The organism is Desulfitobacterium sp. PCE1 (assembly GCF_000384015.1).
Classification (GTDB): Bacteria; Bacillota; Desulfitobacteriia; order Desulfitobacteriales; family Desulfitobacteriaceae; genus Desulfitobacterium; species Desulfitobacterium dehalogenans.
Window position 1 is genome coordinate 4123007 of record NZ_KB913023.1, and the last position, 19322, is coordinate 4142328.

At 46.2% G+C, this 19322-nt stretch carries 18 protein-coding genes and 1 pseudogene; 2 read left to right on the plus strand and 17 right to left on the minus strand.

What is annotated here, in order from left to right; translation table 11 throughout:
• Positions 1–219: 219 nt before the first annotated feature.
• The 16 genes from fsa to asnS form a co-directional block, all read right to left on the minus strand.
• Positions 220–861, minus strand: coding sequence for a fructose-6-phosphate aldolase (gene fsa, locus DESPCE1_RS0120360; protein WP_014795881.1), 642 nt, complete (start codon positions 859–861; stop codon positions 220–222).
• Positions 862–875: 14 nt separating this feature from the next.
• On the minus strand, positions 876–1730 hold the full coding sequence (locus DESPCE1_RS0120365; RefSeq protein ID WP_014795882.1) for a class II fructose-1,6-bisphosphate aldolase: 855 nt from the start codon (positions 1728–1730) through the stop codon (positions 876–878).
• A gap of 2 nt (positions 1731–1732) precedes the next feature.
• Positions 1733–2404 (minus strand): hypothetical protein, encoded by a 672-nt coding sequence (locus DESPCE1_RS0120370; RefSeq protein WP_014795883.1) that lies wholly within the window; start codon positions 2402–2404, stop codon positions 1733–1735.
• Positions 2405–2570: 166 nt separating this feature from the next.
• The gene (locus tag DESPCE1_RS0120375; protein WP_014795884.1) at positions 2571–2927 is read right to left on the minus strand and encodes a response regulator; all 357 of its coding nucleotides are present in this window, start codon (positions 2925–2927) and stop codon (positions 2571–2573) included.
• 41 nt (positions 2928–2968) lie between these two features.
• Complete coding sequence (gene alr, locus DESPCE1_RS0120380; protein ID WP_019851543.1) at positions 2969–4153, minus strand: alanine racemase; 1185 nt, start codon at positions 4151–4153, stop codon at positions 2969–2971.
• Positions 4154–4186: 33 nt separating this feature from the next.
• Entirely contained in the window at positions 4187–5269 is a 1083-nt protein-coding gene (locus DESPCE1_RS0120385; RefSeq protein WP_014795886.1) for a peptidoglycan bridge formation glycyltransferase FemA/FemB family protein, read from the minus strand.
• A gap of 120 nt (positions 5270–5389) precedes the next feature.
• Entirely contained in the window at positions 5390–6988 is a 1599-nt protein-coding gene (locus DESPCE1_RS0120390; protein ID WP_014795887.1) for a CTP synthase, read from the minus strand.
• A gap of 260 nt (positions 6989–7248) precedes the next feature.
• Positions 7249–7689 carry a DNA-directed RNA polymerase subunit delta gene (gene rpoE, locus DESPCE1_RS0120395; RefSeq protein WP_014795888.1) on the minus strand — a complete coding sequence of 147 codons (441 nt, stop codon included), beginning with the start codon at positions 7687–7689 and terminating at the stop codon, positions 7249–7251.
• A 94-nt stretch (positions 7690–7783) separates the two neighbouring features.
• Positions 7784–9469, minus strand: a complete 1686-nt coding sequence (gene argS, locus DESPCE1_RS0120400) for an arginine--tRNA ligase (RefSeq protein ID WP_019851544.1) — start codon at positions 9467–9469, stop codon at positions 7784–7786.
• Positions 9466–9897: a DUF1934 domain-containing protein gene (locus tag DESPCE1_RS0120405; RefSeq protein ID WP_019851545.1), complete on the minus strand. Its 432-nt coding sequence runs from the start codon at positions 9895–9897 to the stop codon at positions 9466–9468. Before DESPCE1_RS0120405 ends, argS begins: the two co-directional genes overlap by 4 nt.
• 34 nt (positions 9898–9931) lie before the next feature.
• The gene (locus DESPCE1_RS24230) at positions 9932–10177 is read right to left on the minus strand and encodes a hypothetical protein (RefSeq protein WP_014795891.1); all 246 of its coding nucleotides are present in this window, start codon (positions 10175–10177) and stop codon (positions 9932–9934) included.
• Positions 10178–10826: 649 nt separating this feature from the next.
• The gene (locus DESPCE1_RS0120410) at positions 10827–12191 is read right to left on the minus strand and encodes a PepSY1/2 domain-containing protein (RefSeq protein ID WP_014795892.1); all 1365 of its coding nucleotides are present in this window, start codon (positions 12189–12191) and stop codon (positions 10827–10829) included.
• Positions 12192–12202: 11 nt separating this feature from the next.
• Entirely contained in the window at positions 12203–12889 is a 687-nt protein-coding gene (gene sleB, locus DESPCE1_RS0120415) for a spore cortex-lytic enzyme (RefSeq protein ID WP_028305649.1), read from the minus strand.
• A 186-nt stretch (positions 12890–13075) separates the two neighbouring features.
• The gene (locus DESPCE1_RS0120420; protein ID WP_019851547.1) at positions 13076–14248 is read right to left on the minus strand and encodes an alanine--glyoxylate aminotransferase family protein; all 1173 of its coding nucleotides are present in this window, start codon (positions 14246–14248) and stop codon (positions 13076–13078) included.
• 317 nt (positions 14249–14565) lie between these two features.
• Positions 14566–14853 carry a hypothetical protein gene (locus DESPCE1_RS0120425; protein ID WP_014795895.1) on the minus strand — a complete coding sequence of 96 codons (288 nt, stop codon included), beginning with the start codon at positions 14851–14853 and terminating at the stop codon, positions 14566–14568.
• Positions 14854–14955: 102 nt separating this feature from the next.
• Positions 14956–16347 carry an asparagine--tRNA ligase gene (asnS, locus tag DESPCE1_RS0120430; RefSeq protein ID WP_019851549.1) on the minus strand — a complete coding sequence of 464 codons (1392 nt, stop codon included), beginning with the start codon at positions 16345–16347 and terminating at the stop codon, positions 14956–14958.
• Positions 16348–16604: 257 nt separating this feature from the next.
• On the opposite strand from asnS, the gene gdhA reads away from it, so the two are divergent.
• Complete coding sequence (gdhA, locus tag DESPCE1_RS0120435; RefSeq protein WP_019851550.1) at positions 16605–17939, plus strand: NADP-specific glutamate dehydrogenase; 1335 nt, start codon at positions 16605–16607, stop codon at positions 17937–17939.
• 86 nt (positions 17940–18025) lie between these two features.
• On the opposite strand, the pseudogene DESPCE1_RS0120440 reads toward gdhA, so the two are convergent.
• Positions 18026–18275 (minus strand): annotated as a pseudogene (locus DESPCE1_RS0120440) (hypothetical protein); the annotation flags it as partial.
• A gap of 318 nt (positions 18276–18593) precedes the next feature.
• Here DESPCE1_RS0120440 and DESPCE1_RS0120450 point away from each other — a divergent pair.
• Complete coding sequence (locus DESPCE1_RS0120450) at positions 18594–19232, plus strand: hypothetical protein (protein ID WP_019851552.1); 639 nt, start codon at positions 18594–18596, stop codon at positions 19230–19232.
• Positions 19233–19322 lie beyond the last annotated feature (90 nt).

A 19322-nucleotide genomic window follows, 5' to 3' on the forward strand; every position in this document is an offset into this window, starting at 1 on the left:
TGAGAAATGAGTTGCATCTTTTATCCATTTCGCAAAGTCTTGGCTGCTTTACAAACAACGATTCCACTATTCATAAACACCATCTGTAATTGTCCCATACTTTTTTTATAGATGCAAGGCAGAGTACAATGTGCTAAAAGAAAAGCTCTATCAGCCGAAAATCGTCTGCCAGAGCTTTTATTTAAAATTTATCATTGCTAACCGCCACTTATAATCCTGCTATTTAAGCTTTTGCCAATCGGCTAAAAACTTCTGAATGCCGGCCTCAGTCAAGGGATGCTTAAAGAGTTGGCACAAAACATGAAAGGGAACAGTGGCATAATCCGCACCGGTTTTGGCCGCTTCCGTCACATGAACAGGATTACGGATACTGGCAGCGATGACTTTCGTCTCTAGTCCATGGACTCCAAAAATCTCACAAATATCAGCCAATAAAAGAAGTCCATTTTCACCGATATCATCAAGTCTGCCCAGGAAGGGGCTAACATAGGTCGCTCCCGCCCGAGCGGCAAGCAAGGCTTGAACTGCTGAAAAGATTAAGGTCACATTGGTTTTAATGCCCTCGGCGTTTAGAACTTTGACCGCCTTGAGCCCATCTTCCGTCATGGGAATTTTGATGACGATATTGGGGTGCATGGCGGCAAGCTCCCGAGCCTCTTGAAGCATCCCAGCCACATCTAAAGCAATCACTTCGGCACTAATAGGGCCATCAACAATTTGAACGAGCTCCTGCAAAAGCTGGTGAAAATCTCTTCCTTCTTTGGCTACCAGACTGGGATTGGTGGTTATCCCCCCGATGACTCCCATGTCCCATGCCTGCCTAATCTCCTCCGGGTTGGCTGAGTCCAATAAAAATTCCATGACACTCCTCCTCCTTAGGCTTTTCCACTGCTCCCAAAGAGCCGGATCTTCTCCCGGATGATCTCGACGGTGGCTTCCCGTGCCGGTCCGAGCATTTTCCTGGGATCAATCTCCTGGGGATAATCAGCCATTACTTTGCGGGCAGCGGCTACGAAGGCCTCCCGGATGTTTGTATCAATATTGACTTTACATACCCCCAGGGAAATAGCTTTTTGAATGGCTTCATCCGGCACTCCTGACGATCCGTGAAGCACGATGGGGACATTAACCCTCTTGCGGATCTCTGTCAAGCGTTGGAAATCAAGCTTAGGCACTCCTTTATATTGACCATGGGCAGTACCGATGGCAATGGCTAAGGCATCCACTTTCGTCTCACTGACAAAACGCTCAGCCTCTGCGGGATCAGTAAAGAGAACTTCTTTCTCACTGACGGTAATATCGTCTTCCGTTCCACCGATCTTACCCAGCTCTGCCTCTACGGAGACTCCGAGAGGACGGACTGCTTCGATGACTTTATTGGTCAACCCAATATTCTCCTCCAAGGGAAGCTTCGATCCGTCAATCATAACGGAAGTAAAGGAATTTCTTACACAACTCATAATTTGAGCAAAACTGGTTCCATGATCAAGATGGAGGGCCACAGGCACGCTGGCTTTCTCAGCTGCCAAACGGGTCATGGTAGCTATATATTCAATTCCCGCATATTTAATCGCTCCTTGGCTTGCCTGAACGATAACCGGGGATTTTTCTGCTTCTGCCGCACTCACAATGGCTTGAACAATCTCCATATTATTGCAATTAAATGCTCCCACTGCGTAGTGCCCTTTCTGGGCGTCAAGTAAAAGCTGAGCCATTGGTACCAAACTCATTCTTATTCCTCCTCAATTACCTTACAAAAATGTCCGTGCTGTGTACAATTTAACAGTACGGTCTTATTCTCATCCAAATTCACGGATGTCATTCCCTCGAAGATCCGAATGTTTTCCGTGTTTTCTCCGTAAATCACACCTACCGCATCGCAAATCTCACAATAGAGCTCGATGCGGTCCGGCAAGAGCTCAAAGGTTAGATTATGGTTGCCGCATTTACAACCTAAAGCTCCGTCCCTGGCTAAATTATGAAGATGGTCCAGGAGTTTTAGCATAACCTCCGGATTCTCAAATTCATCCTCATAGCCCAGTTCCGAAGCCAGTTCAGCGATGGATTTCTCCCGCTCCTGACAAGCTTGGGCTACCTTTTGTTTGGGACCGACAAAGCCTGTGGAAGCCTCTACTTCCGGGCATAGCAAAGGGATGGCGTTCTTGCCCCAAAAGGCTCTTCTCTTTAAGCGCAGATAATGTACTTTACCACAAAAAGCACAATTAAAGGAAACATTGAAATTCTTGTGGTCTCTGCTCGCCACAGACATTAAGGATTCGCCGCAACGGCAATATAAACTTTCACGTCCCTTGCCTGAAAACGCAAAAAGTGAAAGGGCGTGAAACTCTAATTCTCCACATTTGGGACACTGCATAGCAACGGATGTATGGGTTGTCAGGATCAATTTTCCCACCTCTTTCTACTCGAAACTATACTTCGGCAAGTGGGGGGGTTTTTCCTCCATCTTTTATCTAAAAAAATAAGAGGTAACCTCACAACAATTAATGCCATGGTACCTCAAAAATTCCGAAACAAAATCAATTTTTGACTAAAAATCTATACTATATAATTTATTTGAGCAAATCGCGAACCACATCCCGCAGCTCAAAAAGGTCGAAAGGTTTGCTGATATAATGCCTTACTCCTTGCTCTTGTGCTCTCTCCATATTTTGTGCATCCCCATAAGCAGTCATCATGATGACCTGGACATCCTGGTTAAAGGTACGAATCTCCTTGAGGGTATCAATCCCATTCATTTCCGGCATTTTCATATCCATAATAATTAAGTCCGGCTTGTAATCTTCGAGTACACGCAGGGCTTCATTACCGTTCTCCGCCATTTTTACCAGATGGCCCTCCTCTTTAAAGGCTTCAAAGAGGAGCCTTCGCACCCCCATTTGGTCATCTACAACCAAAATATTAGCCATAAATTGCCCCCTCTCCTCTAGTGATTCCTCACTACTATTATTTATGGATATTCTGGATAAGATTGTAAAAATCCTTCTTTTATATTGCGTTTCGCGATTAATCTTTTTTCAGACCAATATTGTCTTAATAATCGCGGATTGGCTTGGGTCCGTCTCAGAGGCAGAACCACCTCGTCCCCCGTCTCGCAAGAAAGATCTCCTACGTCAAGAACCGTTAACTGCATACCAATCTTTCCGGCAACAGGAATCTTATGCCCTTGTAAGGTCACAGTCTCTTGTCCCCTATAAATTCCGCAAAGGGCTAAAAAGTTCTTGATGACAATCTTAATAAAATCCCAAACTCCTTGGGGAACAAAATGAGGCTGAACACCAAATCCATCGGCATAACCCACAGGAATCACAGCTAATTGAGTCTCGGCCTTAGTTCGATAAATACTTTGGTAGCCGACAAAGGTTCCTTTGGGTACCCGGCGCAGGCTAACAATACGGGCCTTGGCAACCCATGGATCCTGCAGTTTAAGCTTGCCTGCAAAGGCCGTGGCAGGGAAGTGGCCGATCAAGAGGGTTCCCGTCCGAATAAAATCATAATGCCATTCAGGATAGTCCAAAAAGGCAGCACTATTGCACACATGCTTCCATAAGCCTGTAAACCCATGTTCCTCGAGAACTTTTACCCCTCTCTGAAAACATTCCACTTGCTGCCGGGTATAGGATTGATCCCGTTGAGCAGCCCGAGCCAGATGGGTATAGACGCCTACAGGGGTGATGTGGGGGGATTCCTTTAATAACCCGGCAAGTAGTTCCCAATCCTTCTCGAAAAAGCCGGTTCTCCCCATTCCCGTCTCCAGCTTAAGGTGGACTTTAGCCTCTTTGCCCAATTCTGCAGCGACAGCTTCCCATTTCCTTAGCATATAAAAATCCGATAGGGTCAGCTGGAGGTCTCCTTCAAGGGCCTCTGCCATTTGCTCCGAGGATACCGGCCCCAAAACCAAAATAATCCCTTCCACTCCATGCTCACGCAGAATAAGACCTTCTTCCGCAGTGGTCACCGCAAAAGCCTGGCAGCCAAGTTTTTGGAGCGTACGGGCAACAGGAACCGCTCCCAAGCCATAGGCGTCAGCTTTGACTACGCTCATGACTCGTGCACCCGGGCTAAGATGCTGAGTTATTTCTCGGTAATTATTCGCTATGGCGTCCAGATCAATATCGATCCATGCATCACTCATAGAGTATCGCCACCTTTTGTGAGTTTGTTCATTTTACCCTTTATTTCTCTGCCGCAGCTTCCCGATAATTCCTTTGACCACATCGGAGTATACCGGCTCAAGGGTGTTCCAGAGGAAGTAGACCACAGGACGATAGACCAAATCCCATTCGCCGATGAATTCGGTGTACTCTCCGTTGAAGCCTTTTTTGAAACGGTAAAGGCCATAGAGGGGATTGTCCTCGGTGAGATGGCCAGGTACCCCGCGGAAATCGTAGAGGGTGCAGCCTTTGGATTTAGCCCAGCGGATCATTTCCCATTGAATCAGATAATTGGGCATCACATTTCTATGGGAGTTAGAAGAGGCACCATAGAGATACCAGGCCTTTTCTCCGATAATCAGGGCCAAGGTACCTGCGATAATCTGTCCTTCATATTCGGCAATGAATAGCTCCGCCATGCCGGCAGAATGAAGTTCATCATACATATCTTCGAAATAGGAGTAGGCCCGGACCAGGAATTTATCTCTCTCCGTAGTTTCCTTGAGCACTCGATAAAAATCGGGCAAATCTCCTTTAGTACCAATGCGGATGGTGACTCCCTTTTTTGTCGCTAATTTAATATTATAGCGGGTCTTCTGGTGCATTTGAGCCAATAGAGTCTCTTCGTCAGGGGCGATGTCCAGACGGAAGACATATTTAGGTTGAACTCCTTCGAAGCCCTTGCCGGTTTCTGCACTTCGGAACCCCCGGCTCTTCAAGTAATTCTCTAAATCTTTGTCTGAAGAGGGAACATCCGGGTCGATTTTCAGGAAAATAGCCCCCCGCTTTTGGGCTAATTTTTTAACCTCGAGAAGAAGGGCATCAAATAATTCGTGATTGGTCCAATCGAGAACGGGTCCCCGGGAAGCATAAAAAATGGGAATTCCCACGACAGGTATCTTCCGTTCGAGAATAGAGATGGCGGCTACAATTTCACCATGGTCTTCAAGGACTAAACGCCATGGTTTCCAGCCGGTTCTATTTTTAAGTTCTCCCCAGCCCCAGGTCTGCAGTACATGACCCTTCGAGTGGCGAGCCATAAATTCATCAAAACGCTCTTTTTCAGCGTTATCTATCAGTCTTGCTGTATATGGCATCCCAACAGCCTCCCGTATATCATACTTCTTATGTTAATTTTTGCCACAAATAGGCAAGCCCAAACGACTTTTACCTAAAACTATTCCATGGCCCCTAGGAGCCATGGAATCGCCTTTAAATCATCTATTGGTTAATGTGGCTTGGACAAACTCTCTAAAGAGGGGATGTGGACGATAAGGACGGGATTTGAATTCCGGATGGAACTGAGAAGCCACAAACCATGGATGATCAGGATACTCTGTGATCTCTACAAGGCGTCCATCAGGGGAAGTTCCTGAGAATTTCAGACCGCCCTTTTCTAATTCCGCGCGGAATTGATTATTTACTTCATAGCGATGGCGATGGCGCTCATAGATCACTTCATCCTGATAAATGGAGCTGACCTTAGTGCCCTCGATAAGCTTGACAGGAGATATTCCCAAGCGCATGGTTCCTCCCTTGTCTTCGATCTCTTTCTGTTCAGGCAGGATATCAATGACAGGGTAAGGTGTGTCTATATCAAATTCAGAGCTGTTGGCATTTTTCATGCCGCATACATTCCGCGCAAATTCAATGACTGCAGTCTGCATGCCTAAGCAAATTCCTAAGAAGGGTATTTTATTTTCCCGCGCATAGCGAATCGCTTCAATCTTACCTTCAATTCCCCGGTTGCCGAATCCGCCGGGTACAAGAACTCCGGATACGCCCCTGAGCAGCGCCTCGGCCGAAGACCCTTCAATCTCTTCCGAGTTGACCCAGCGTATTTTAACTTTCGCCAGATGTTCAATTCCGGCATGACGCAAGGCTTCGGCTACACTCAAATAGGCATCGGGAAGCTCCACATATTTTCCGACAATGGCAATTTCCGTTTCACTCAGAGGATTATTAATGCGATCAACCATAGCACTCCACTCTGTCATATCAGCAGGAGGTGCTTCAATACCCAGAATCTTAAGAACGATATCATCCATGCCTTCTTCTAAGATATTTAAAGGAACTTCATAAATACTCTTAGCATCCACCATTTGGATAATGGCTTCACGATCGATATCACAGAAGAGGGCTAGTTTTTCTTTCATATCGTTGGAAATAGCATGTTCTGTGCGGCAAACCAGAATATTGGGCTGAATGCCGATTCCCCGAAGCTCTTTAACGGAATGCTGAGTGGGTTTTGTCTTGAGCTCACCTGAGGCATTCAGATAGGGAATGAGGGTCACATGAAGATAAAGGACATTGTCTCTGCCGATATCACTGCGCATTTGACGAATAGCTTCTAAATAGGGCAGGGATTCAATATCTCCAACGGTACCACCGATTTCCGTAATCACAATATCCGGGTGGTTTTCCCGAGCTACTCGGTAAATGCGTTCCTTAATTTCGTTAGTAATATGGGGAATGACCTGTACTGTTCCGCCTAAGTAATCTCCTCGTCTTTCTTTGTTGAGGACGGACCAATAGATTTTTCCTGTGGTTACATTGCTATTTTTAGACACAGGTACATCAATAAAACGCTCATAATGCCCAAGATCTAAATCCGTCTCCGCTCCATCATCGGTAACAAAAACTTCACCATGTTGGTAAGGACTCATAGTCCCTGGGTCAATGTTAATATAAGGATCAAATTTTTGTATGGCCACACTTAATCCCCTATTTTTGAGCAAGCACCCCAGAGCGGATGCCGTGATCCCCTTTCCCAAGGAGGATACTACACCACCTGTGACAAAAATAAACTTCGTCATCTTTCCCTATCCTTTCTCGACCAATTTCTAACGTCTCTTTGTATTTAGGATTTCCGCACAGCAGTAAAATGATAATTAATCATTGAAAAGCCGAACGCATGCACATAAAAAAAGCTAGTCCGCAAGACGCACTAGCTTTATTTTCACCATTTATACTTATTCTAGCCAGATTTCGATTGGCTGTCAAGGCGATTCAAGAGAATACCTCTTAGTTTATTTTCTTTCGCCAAGATTCTTCATCAAGCTCAAATTCATCAAACCTACCAGGATTCTTCGTTGTTAAAGGAACCCTCTTCAAGCTCCGAATCCGATTCATCCCCACCATCTTCCCCGTCATCAAAAAGAATATCCTTGCCCTCTAAATCTAATTCGAGTTCTTCATTACTATCATCATAGGCTAATCCTTTATTCAATAAGGTGATGGTTGGTATTTTCCGCGAACTTTTGCTGGGGACCCAAACTTTAAGTCCCCACTCTCCGTTGCCTGCATAGGCAAAACGGGCATCTAAATTGATGTGAGTCAATACGCCCGAGATAGCAGCCGGATCTTGCGCACGTTCTTGCCGTGTGAGCACTTCCATGATTAAATCCTGGTAATGCATAGCACGTCCTTGGGATGCAAGAATCTCATAAGCCATATCTTCATCAGAGAGCTTTACTTTCTGTGTTAAGGAATGGGTCAATATTACACCGCCCTTCATGTTCATCTCCGAATATTTAGACAGTATATTCGACTCACCCCTAATTATTTCCTGCTAGTATTCTGTAACACTTAAAACTTACATTAATTTCTTACTACATTCTCTCCGGAGCAGTAACACCGAGGATGCCCAAAACATTAGCCAGAACCTGCTTGGTGGAACGAACCAGGCCTAAACGTGCTTCCCGTAATCCTTCCTCATCTACCAAAACTCTTTGGCTGTTATAGAAGGAGTGGAAGAGCCCTGCCAAATCCAATACATAGCGTGCCAAGCGATGAGGCTCTGTTAAACGTGCAGCTACTTCAATCTCATTAGGCAATTCGGCGATTTTCTTCAGAAGCTCCCGCTCCTCGTTGCTCTGGAGTCTCTTCAGGTCCCCTTCTTGAGGTATTCCAGCCGTGTTGTAGCCCTGCTCGGCAGCTTGGCGCAGAATGCTGCACAGCCGTGCATGAGCATATTGGACATAGTACACGGGATTATCTGAAGACTCCGCTTTAGCCAAATCCAAATCGAATTCTACCGTGGAATCAGGATCACGCATGATAAAGAAGAAGCGAGCGGCGTCCTTGCCTACTTCATCCATCAATTCTCTTAAGGTAATATACTGTCCGGAACGCTTGGACATGCGGACCACTTCGCCATTTTGAATGAGGCGAACCAGCTGCATCAAAATGATTTGGAGATTCTCGGGATCGTATCCCAAGGCGGACATAGCCCCTTTCATGCGAGCTACATGACCATGGTGATCAGCACCCCAAATATTAATGACCCGGTCAAATCCCCGGTCAAATTTGTTCCGATGGTAGGCAATGTCTGCTGCAAAATAAGTGGGCGTCCCATTACCGCGTACCACAACTTCGTCCTTTTCATCCCCGAATAAGGTGGATTTCAGCCATTGAGCCCCTTCTTTTTCATAGATATATCCCTGCTGCTCCAGTTTTTCCATGGTGTCCTTAACAAATCCGGAGTCATGCAAGGATTGCTCACTAAACCAACAATCATAGTGGACACCCATATCGGTAAGGGTCTCACGGATACTGGTCAGCTTCTCTTCCAAGGCATAACGGACGAGAAACTCCCGGCGTAGATCCTCCTCCACATTGAGGTATTTATTCCCTACCTTTTCTATCAACCCTTTAACGGTGTCGATAAGGTCTTCACCATGATATCCTCCCTCGGGGAAAGGAACATCCTGACCCATGAGCTGAAGATAACGGGCTTCCAGGGAGAGGGCAAAATTATGGATTTGGTTTCCTGCATCATTGATGTAGAATTCCCGGCTGACTTCGTAGCCTGCCATGGCAAGCAAGGAGGCTAAGCTATCCCCTAAAGCCGCGCCCCGGGCATTGCCCATATGGAGCAGTCCTGTGGGATTGGCACTGACAAACTCCACCTGGACCCTCTTTCCCTGACCCAGGTTTACTTTTCCGTAATCTGCCTCAAGATTTAAAACTTCCGGAATGACCCCCGTGAGCCAGCTGGGATCCAAACGAAAATTAATGAATCCGGGGCCGGCAATTTCACTGGAGGTAATAAACGTTCCTTCAGTATCCAAATACTTAATCAGGATATTGGCAATATCCCTGGGGGCTTTGCGAGCTTGCTTGGTTAGGACCATGGCCAGGTTGGTTGCCCAATCCCCATGCTGCTTTTCCCGGGGCTCTTCCAATACATAATTGGGTAAACTTTCAAAGGTAAGCTCACCTGCTTTTTGGGCCTCCGCCGCAGCCTTTGCCAGATTGGCATAAATCATGTCTTTAATATTAATGTACAAACTCATCGAGGAGCGTCCTCCTTTATATTAATCCACAGAGAATTATGACTGACCCATTGATCGTCAATAAAAAGATTATATTTTAGAGTAATATTTCCACCCTGCTCTGTCAAGTCAATCTTCATATCCTCAGTAAAAACCTGAAGAAACAGTGACCCTTGAGGTGTAGAATAGGCTGAACCGTGGAGAATCCCCCGTTCGAAAACCTGTTTTTGATCTATGGCCCCCATACGATTTAGGGTTACCTTAGCAGGTTCCACCTTCAGACTGGTGGTTACCCCAGCTCCCCCGGCGGTTTCCGAATCACGGTAAATAATATAATAGCTGCCCTGGCGTTTATGTAAGTTTCCCACTGTGGAGAACTCTATGCGTTCCTCAGACCCTTCTTCATAGCTTTGGGTACTTACGACCTGAATTAACACTTCTTTGACCACGGGAGTCTCCTTTCTCTCTTGTCTGCAGGTACTATTATATATCAACCTTTCCGTTCTGTGTGAGGGAAAGTGAAAAGAAACGCGCGCTTCTGTTCCGGAGAGGAGCTGTGAGCGGGTTGTCTATGGGTGAAGTCTCTGGAAATCGATCTCCAGGATTTTGCTTTACACCGGTCGCTCCATAAGCTGCGCGGACAAAACTAACGCTCAAGCCCTCCGCTCCGTCGGGTACCCGGCCAAATCGCTCCTGCTCAATGGCCGGTTGGAAACGTCCTGTTTCCAACCCGACTCCGCTGCGCGCTTTTCGCGAAGTTTTGTTTCCGCTCGCTTAAATTCGCTCACTTTTGTAAAGCAAAATCCTTGGGCTGCTTTTCGGGTTTGAGCGAGCGGGGCGTTGTGGGAAATGCGGTGCAAGTCGCATGATCCGAGCCGCTTTTTCCGTCTTTACCGACGCCGCTTGAGCGGCATGGTCGGCTACTCCTGGAAGGGCTCCGAAGAAAAGAACAACTCTAAAGACGGCCCCATAAACGGTTCACAAAAGGCCCTCGCTTACAAACAATCTCAGGCCCCCAAGAAAAAACTAAAAAAGACCTGCAAGTGTAGCTTTACGCACAAAAGCGAACGGATTTAGCGGAGGGGCGGCCAGGTGAACGAGGCTTTCTTAACTTAGACGGGCCACTGGTTTACATGCAGAAAGTAGCGGGGTTTGGCCCGGCTGTTAAGAAAGCGAGTGAACCAGCCCCGGAGCTATGGAGTGAGCGTTGTGCGTAAAGCTACACGACCCGGACACTATTTTTCGTGCCGCCTATGCAGCACGAAGCCAACATGAAGCTCTATCCTGACAAAACCATACAGAAAAGCAAGATGGCAATGCTTCATACATTACCACCTTGCTCTTTAGTATACCCTATTTAAGGGTTACTTCTTCCTACTTATTGCAGATATTCCCCTCGGGGAGTTTTGATGATACGCTGGATCTTCTCCTCAATTCCAGTCTCCGCATTGATGTAAACAAGGTATTCCTCATCCTGATAGAGTCCACGGAATTCGTAAGCCATAACCTCCCGGTTGCCCTTGACCGGAATCACAGCCGTCCGGGTCTCTTTGATTTGGAAGCCCTGTCTGAGCTTGGTTCTTGCTTGCTCAAGAGTCAGCTTTTTGGTGAAGTTGCGTTTTTGGTGATAGGCATAGTAAGGAGTCGAATCGTAACCGATAATCTGTCCATTATCTAAAGCCACCGTGACTCGGAGTTTATCAGGGTAATAACGTGTACCGCTTTCATCCCGGACGTACTCCAGCTGCAGATATCCACCAAAATCCTCAGTGGAGGTCAAAACCAGATTCCATTCTAAGGACTTAAGGGTCTGGGCTACCTTTTCCTTAGCTTGCTCAGCACTCATGGTTCGCTCGTTAAACTCCCGCTGATCACGATAAATCAACACTTTGCCGCCCCGTTTGCTGACAGTCAGGAAGATATCTCCCTGCTTAAAGATGTAAACTCCTAAAGCACCCTGACTGACGCCGGAAAACTCCGGATTGCTTCCTGGATATCCTACCTTGCTAAGGAAATCCTTGGCTGCCTTCATGGCAGTCTCTTTATCCACCTCATCACGGGGCAGACCGAGGGGTTCCTTTACAGAACGGGATTCGTATTCTCCCACATAGGAGAAAGGTGGGAGCTTTTGCAGACTGGCATTCAATTGGTCCAGTCCGGAGCGCACTGAACTGGAAGGGCCATCTGCCGATTCCGCCGCGGCTTCCGCTGTTCCTGTCTTCAGAAGGCCAACCATACGATTCCACAGAGTCCGATTATCCAGCCACGCCAGCCCCTCGGTATCCACTCTTTGGACCAGATTCTGTACCTTTTCATTAACGGACAAAAGACGTGCGTGAACATCAGTGAGATTTTTATCATCTTCTGTAGTGGGTGTATGACCCACTGAGATTTGATACGCTAGACTTCTTGTGAGATCTCCTGTACGATTTAAAAACTCACTAATATAACTTAGACCATTTTCTTCGGCCGGAAGCTGTGCCAAATCTTTAACCGCAGATTCACTGATGCTTCCTGCCTGGCTTAAATAAAGTACTTTTTGGCTGGAAGTAGAAGCTACACGACCTTTAGCCAAATCTGTCTCCAATTGGTCCAGATGGCTGGCAAAATCCCGTAAGGAACGTTGATATTGGTTTGTGCTGACTTTTTCCAGTTGTTCCGCCTGACGATACTCAGTAAATCCCCAAGCCAGGGAGAGGATTAAAGCGGTTCCTAAAATCCCAATCCAAAAGTTTCTGCTCATGCAATCCCCTCCTAACGAGTAAAAATATGATTGCCGATTTGCATTATTTGCGGCCTGGACCAGATGAATTTATTCTTGGTCTTGGCCGGGTTGAAGAAATAAATGGCTCCTCCTGTAGGATCCACTCCCGTTACCGCTTCTCGGGCTGCTTTAAGTGCCGAAGCTGTAGGGGCCATATTGATCTGCCCATCCGCCACACTGGAAAAAGCGAGAGGCTGATAGATTATGTCTGCTAGAGTATTAGGAAAGGCCGGATCCGCTATGCGATTGAGAAGCACAGCAGCTACAGCTACCTGTCCTACATAGGGTTCTCCCCGGGCCTCGGCACTGACACAACGTGCTAATAGGTTAACATCCACATTTTTCGGTCCGACGGATTTTCCTGAGGCATTGGTGCTGCCCCCAGTCATAAGCTTGAGCTCTTTAATGGTCTGAGCTCCGGCTATTCCATCAACCTTTAAGCCCCGCTCCTTCTGAAAACGGGTCACGGCAGCCTTGGTCTTCGAGCCGTAAATGCCATCAACCTTTCCGACCACATAGCCCAAAGAGACAAGCTTTTTCTGGAGTTCAGTGACCTCCGGGCCTCTTGAACCTTGGCTTAGGGTTCGATCACCTAAAGCTCCATAAGCACCACTGGCAAGTATTAGAGCAATACCTATAGCTATTACCCCTACCCACACTCTCTTTTTTGTGATCATCATACTCACCTCACACCTAGATTTAATCTTTCTTAGTGTGGCTGAGGAAATGAATTATTATCCAGAAATCCAAGGAATTTTTATAGCCAGGCAAATAAGTAAAAAGACAGTCCTTTGAGAACTGTCTTAGCGTAGATCAAACGAATTATCCAAATTGTATTTTTACCGGTTCAGAGAGCAGCCTGACTACTTCCCTAACCCTTCATGATAAACGGCTTTAAACGTTTCCACAGCCTTGGCCGCGTCAGCCTTGAAGCCCATCTCGTTAAGGGTCTCGCCCACAAGCTCCATAGCCCTAATAAACATTTCTTCAGTAGCATTACCCATATGACCGATACGGAAAGCCTTCCCGGCTAGATTAGCCAGAGAACCGGCGATGATCATACCTTTTTCCGCCAGCTTGGAGCGGAACTCGGCATCATTTACTCCTTCCGGATAAAGGATGCAGCTCAGAGTGGGAGCAGCGATCTCTTCAGAAGCCAAGGCCTTCATACCGTACTGAGCGAGCCCCGCCCTAACGGCCTTCCCTAAAGCAGCATGGCGCTTATAGCGAGCTTCCAGGCCTTCGGCCATGACGATTTCCATTCCTTTTTCATAGGCATAAATCATATTGACGGGATGGGTGGCGTAATACTTACCAGGATCCTGCATAGTAGGCAGCCAGCGCAGGATATCCATATAGTACGCGGCTACCTTATCCATGGCTTCTCTTGCCTTTAAAGCTTTCGGTCCAAAAGCAACGATGGCTAAGCCCGGAGGAACTCCAATAGCTTTTTGGGAGCCGGTGAGAACGAGGTCGATTCTGTAGTCGGGATGTCCGTATTCTTTTTGCATATCTTCTTCAATAGCGGCTGTTGCACAGACTCCATCCAGGATAAAGAGAGGACCGTATTTCTTCACTGCTGGAACCAGCTCTTCCAGATTGGACATTACCCCGGTTGAGGTATCCGCATGGGTCACCGTTACAGCTTTGAAGCCTCCTTCGGCAAGCTTTTCCTCAACAGCAGAGATTTCAACATGTTTGCCCCACTCGGACTGGAGCACTTCAACCTGAATACCATGGGTTTGGGCCAAAGGGATAAAACGGTCGCCAAAATAGCCATGACTAATAACCAAAATCTTTTCTCCAGGTGCCACTGTGTTGACGATGGCCATCTCCATGGATAAAGTTCCTGAACCGGCGACGACAAAGACTTCGCCATCGGTATTGAACATACGCTTGGTCATATCCAGGCTGTTCTTGAATTTCTTAACCAGTCTGGGGTCCGTGTGGGAATGGGTCTCCTGAGCTAATGCTTCATATATTTCATCCACAACCGGTGTAGGTCCAGGTATGAGAAGCATTTCTTGATTAGGCATGGGGTCATCCTCCTTTTATTTACGTCTGTATTATTCCTAATCCATAGAAAATTATCATCTTATGATATTTACAGGAATCAATAAGTGTTCTATAGCAGATTTATTTTTCCTGCCTCTTCCATTAAAAACATTGTATACATGGTGAAAAATAATGCTATTTCCCAAATTGAGATGCAATTTAGGGGAATTTAGGTTTTTATTTACTGACTATCTTATTCCGCTTATCGAGGGATATAACTTATTGAGATAGATAAAGCGCTTATAGGTTAAACCAATAAGCGCCACGAAGTATTGAACATCTTTAACTTTTAATCCAACTACTTTTTATCTTTGAACCAACGACTTTTAATCGTTAATCCTTTACCGGTCAGTTTCCACCCATAGTCAATTCGAAAATGATTAAAATCGTCCAGGCTTAATATACTAATATGGGTATAGAGCTTAATATCTTCCCCCAAGTCAATCGCCTGATATTCGCCTAGTTCCTCTTCTTTAGGTTCACCTAGCTCTACAGTTGGCCATCCCACATTTTTAGCTATAGCCGTCATTCCGTTGTCCAGGATAAACTTCTTGGCAGCGGTTGTTACTAAGAGCTTCAAGCCCATTCCCTCCTACTTCAGTTGCGCTTTTTAATCGTTAGAGCAAATTCTACTTTATAATATAATTTAACTGATTTCGCCTAAACATTCAATATATTTCAGCAAATATTAAAAGTCCGCATTTTTAACGGTGCGCGGGAAAGCTACTACATCGCGAATATTGGATATTCCGGTTAAATACATAATCACCCGCTCAAAGCCTAATCCGTAGCCTGCATGACGAGTGCCTCCGTATTTACGGAGATCCAAATACCAGCCGTAATCCTCCTTATGCAGCCCCATCTCATCCATTCTCTTCTCCAAATAATCTAAACGTTCTTCCCGCTGACTTCCACCGATGATTTCCCCCACTCCGGGAACGAGAAGATCCATCGCCGCCACAGTTTTTTCGTCATCATTTAAACGCATGTAGAAAGCTTTGATATCCTTGGGATAATCGATAACAAACACAGGCTTCTTAAAGATCTGTTCCGTTAGGAAGCGCTCGTGCTCAGTCTGGAGATCCGTTCCCCATTCCACGGGAAATTCAAAGCGATCCTTTTCTTTTTGAAGAATTTCAATGGCTTCCGTATAGGTAAGTCGGCCAAAGTCTGAATTGACGATATTCTCTAAGCGGCTAAATAAGGTTTTATCCACGAATTCATTGAAGAAGGCCATTTCTTCCGGAGCATGTTCCAAGACATAGGTGATCAAGTATTTCATCATTTCTTCGGCAAGTTCCATATCATCTTGTAAATCTGCAAAAGCAATCTCCGGTTCAATCATCCAGAATTCTGCAGCATGGCGGGCTGTATTGGAATTCTCAGCGCGGAAGGTGGGACCAAAAGTATAGACATTGCGGAAAGCCATGCAATACGTTTCTGCATTGAGCTGGCCGCTTACCGTCAGGTTGGTTTCTTTGCCAAAGAAATCTTTGGCAAAGTCAATCTGTCCTTCTTCAGTCCTGGGCAGAGCATCCAAATCCAAGGTGGTGACTTGAAACATCTCCCCGGCTCCTTCAGCATCACTTCCGGTAATAATAGGGGTATGAACATAGACAAAGCCTTTATCCTGGAAGAACTTATGAATGGCATAGGCCACCAGGGAGCGAACACGGAACACGGCAGAAAAGGTGTTGGTCCGGGGTCTAAGGTGAGCGATGGTCCGCAGATATTCAAAGGAGTGACGTTTTTTCTGCAGAGGATAATCCATGCTGCAGGATCCCTCTATCACGATGGACTGAGCCTTTAACTCAAAGGGTTGTTTTGCTCCGGGAGACTCTACCAGCAGGCCTTTTATGATTAATGAGCTTCCTGTGGCAACCTTGGAAATCTCTTCGAAGTTGTTTAAACTTTCTTCAAAAACCACCTGAATGCTCTTAAAAAAGGTGCCATCGTTGATTTCGATAAAACCGAAGGCTTTAGACACTCTCAGTGTACGAACCCATCCGGAAATCTGAATCTCTTGATTAAGGTATGCCTGAGTATCACGATAAATCGACTTGATCAAGGTGTTTTCCATTACTGGACAATCTCCCTTCATATTCTAGCTTGTTGCTTGTAGTTTTCATCTGTCTTTGACCAGTATAGTCTTCCTCATACCCAATTTAATTCTACATTTTTGTTAAATAATCCTCTATCTTCATGAATACAATACACACTCACAAAACAAAAAGGTATTTGACCTATAACAGAGAATATTTCAACGTTACTTCTGTTACATTAACCATGACAGAAGCTGAAAAACTTAAACAAAGGCGTTTAGGGGGAAAATTGGACATGACGTACGTTCAAGAAGTTCTGGAGCAAGCGATTAAGCGCAATCCCGGTGAAACTGAGTTTCACCAAGCATTGAGGGAGGTATTGGAATCTCTCCAACCCGTTCTGGACAAACGTCCCGATCTTAAGGAAGCAGGAATTCTCGAGCGAATCGTCGAGCCTGAGCGGCAGATCCTATTCCGGGTTCCCTGGGTTGACGATCAAGGCAAGGTTCAAGTGAATCGTGGTTTCCGCGTGGAATACAACAGCGCTATTGGACCTTATAAAGGGGGGATACGTTTCCATCCTTCAGTGTATTTGGGTATCATAAAGTTCCTAGGTTTTGAGCAGATCTTTAAAAACTCCCTGACAGGCTTGCCGATTGGCGGTGGTAAAGGGGGCAGTGATTTTGATCCTAAAGGAAAATCCGAAGGGGAAATCATGAGGTTCTGTCAAAGCTTCATTACAGAACTATATCGCTACCTTGGTGCCGATACAGACGTCCCGGCGGGGGATATCGGTGTTGGCGCACGGGAAGTGGGCTATATGTTCGGTCAATATAAGCGGATTACCAACAAATATGAAAGCGTTTTTACCGGAAAAGGCCTGACCTATGGTGGCAGCTTAGCACGTACCGAAGCAACGGGATATGGATTGGTCTATTTTATCGACGAGGCTCTTAAAGCTATTGATAAATCCTTTGCCGGAGCGACGGTCATCATTTCCGGCTCGGGCAATGTCGCCATCTACGCTACCCAAAAAGCAACCCAATTGGGGGCTAAAGTCGTGGCCATGAGCGATTCCAGCGGCTATATTTATGATAAAGAGGGTATTAAGCTGGATACGGTCCGTCAGCTCAAAGAAGTTGAACGGAAACGTCTTAAAGACTATGTCATGACTCATCCCACTGCCGAATACCATGAAGGCTGTGCAGGCATCTGGACGATTCCCTGTGATATCGCTCTCCCCTGTGCTACTCAAAACGAATTGGACGGGGAAGCGGCCAAGGCTCTCGTTCAAAACGGATGCTATGCTGTGGGCGAAGGAGCCAATATGCCTTCTACTCCGGAAGCTGTGGATGTGTTCCTCCAGAACAAAATCATCTACGGACCGGGAAAAGCAGCCAACGCCGGAGGTGTAGCTGTATCCGCTCTGGAGATGTCCCAAAACAGTATGCGCTATTCATGGACCTTTGATGAAGTGGATGCCAAGCTCAAAACAATTATGGTTAATATCTACCACAATGCCAGCAAAGCCGCTAAAGAATTTGGTTTCGAAGGAAATTTGGTGGCAGGGGCTAATATCGCCGGCTTCCTTAAGGTAGCCGAAGCTATGAAGGCTCAGGGAACGGTTTAATCGTTCACGGATTGATATGCTACCCCCAGATAGGACAGTGAGGTAAAAACACTGTCCCGTCTGGGGGTGTTTCCTTCCGCCGGCAATCAACGAATCACTTTAAGGGGCTTTTTGGCAGGAGGCCTCCTTAATCGTCTCTGCTATGGTTTCAAGCAGCTTCTGGGCCTCTTTTCTTTTTTCCTCTTTTAGCTTCCCATCAAGATGAGTCAAATTGGTAAGGGCTGTTGTCAGCTCGAAAAAGGTCGCGCTGATGGTCTTGCAGCAGGTATCGCAGCGTTCCACATACTTGGCAGCGGCGTTGGGATCAATTTCCGTTGGGAGGTTGTGGGTCGGTAAGGGAGTAGTGTTTGTTGGGGAAGCGGCGGCGTCCGTTCGGTCACACAATCATTCACTCTAATGCCCGCCCTTTCGTCATAGTGTCTCATGACACACTATGCCGACGGGCAAGGGAGAGTGAAGCCTATGGGGATTTCGCAATTTAAAGGGAGGAACCCTTCCGACAGATACAAATGGGCATATGACCTGCTCTATTCTTTGCTATTTGTTGACCAATCGGAATATAATGGATATAAACAGCATGCCCTCAACTTCGTCTACTGAGTGGATAGGCATAATGATGACCTCACCCCATTAAACTTTTGGAGGGATAAAAGAATGAGAAAAGTGAGCTATCTTTTCTTAATCATGCTGGTTACAGCCAGTCTCTTGTCAGGATGCGCCAAAGAAGATCTACCCGTATCCGAGGCCAATATCCCCAGCGCTCCGGCCATGGCCCAACCCTTAGCACAGGCTTTAAAACTATCCGATGAAGAACTGGTTTACGAATACTGCAGCGGCATCGACCTCGCCCTAGCCGATAATTTGCTGTTCACTCAGGCCAAAGATATTCCGACGGAAACCCTGTACATATTTTTTTGCTACATAACCAGTCCGTCAGAAGGTTCGGAGAACATTCAGGAACAATGGTATAATAAAACCGATGACAAATACCATGTGCCGATAGCCGACATCGAAAACGTATTAAACCGCTATTTTGACGGCTACCATTTCGACCCCGCTCAAATCGACGGTTACCAGCCGCAGACCAAGGAAATTGTCATCGGCGGTCTGGGGGGATTTGGTGGAGGCCGTTTCCCGAAATTAGTTTCCAAAGAACAGCTGAGTGACGATACCCTGAAGCTGACCGTAGATTATTACGATTTCGATTATACAGAGGTTTTCTATACTAAAGTGTATACTATTCGTTTTACCGAGGAAGGTTCTCAGTATTTGTCTATCCAAAAAGCGGAGTAGGATCTCTTTGCTACGCACTTATACCTTCTCATATGTTAAAAAGACCGGGGCACATGCAGCCTCGGTCTTTAGTCTTTTTAAACGAGAGAA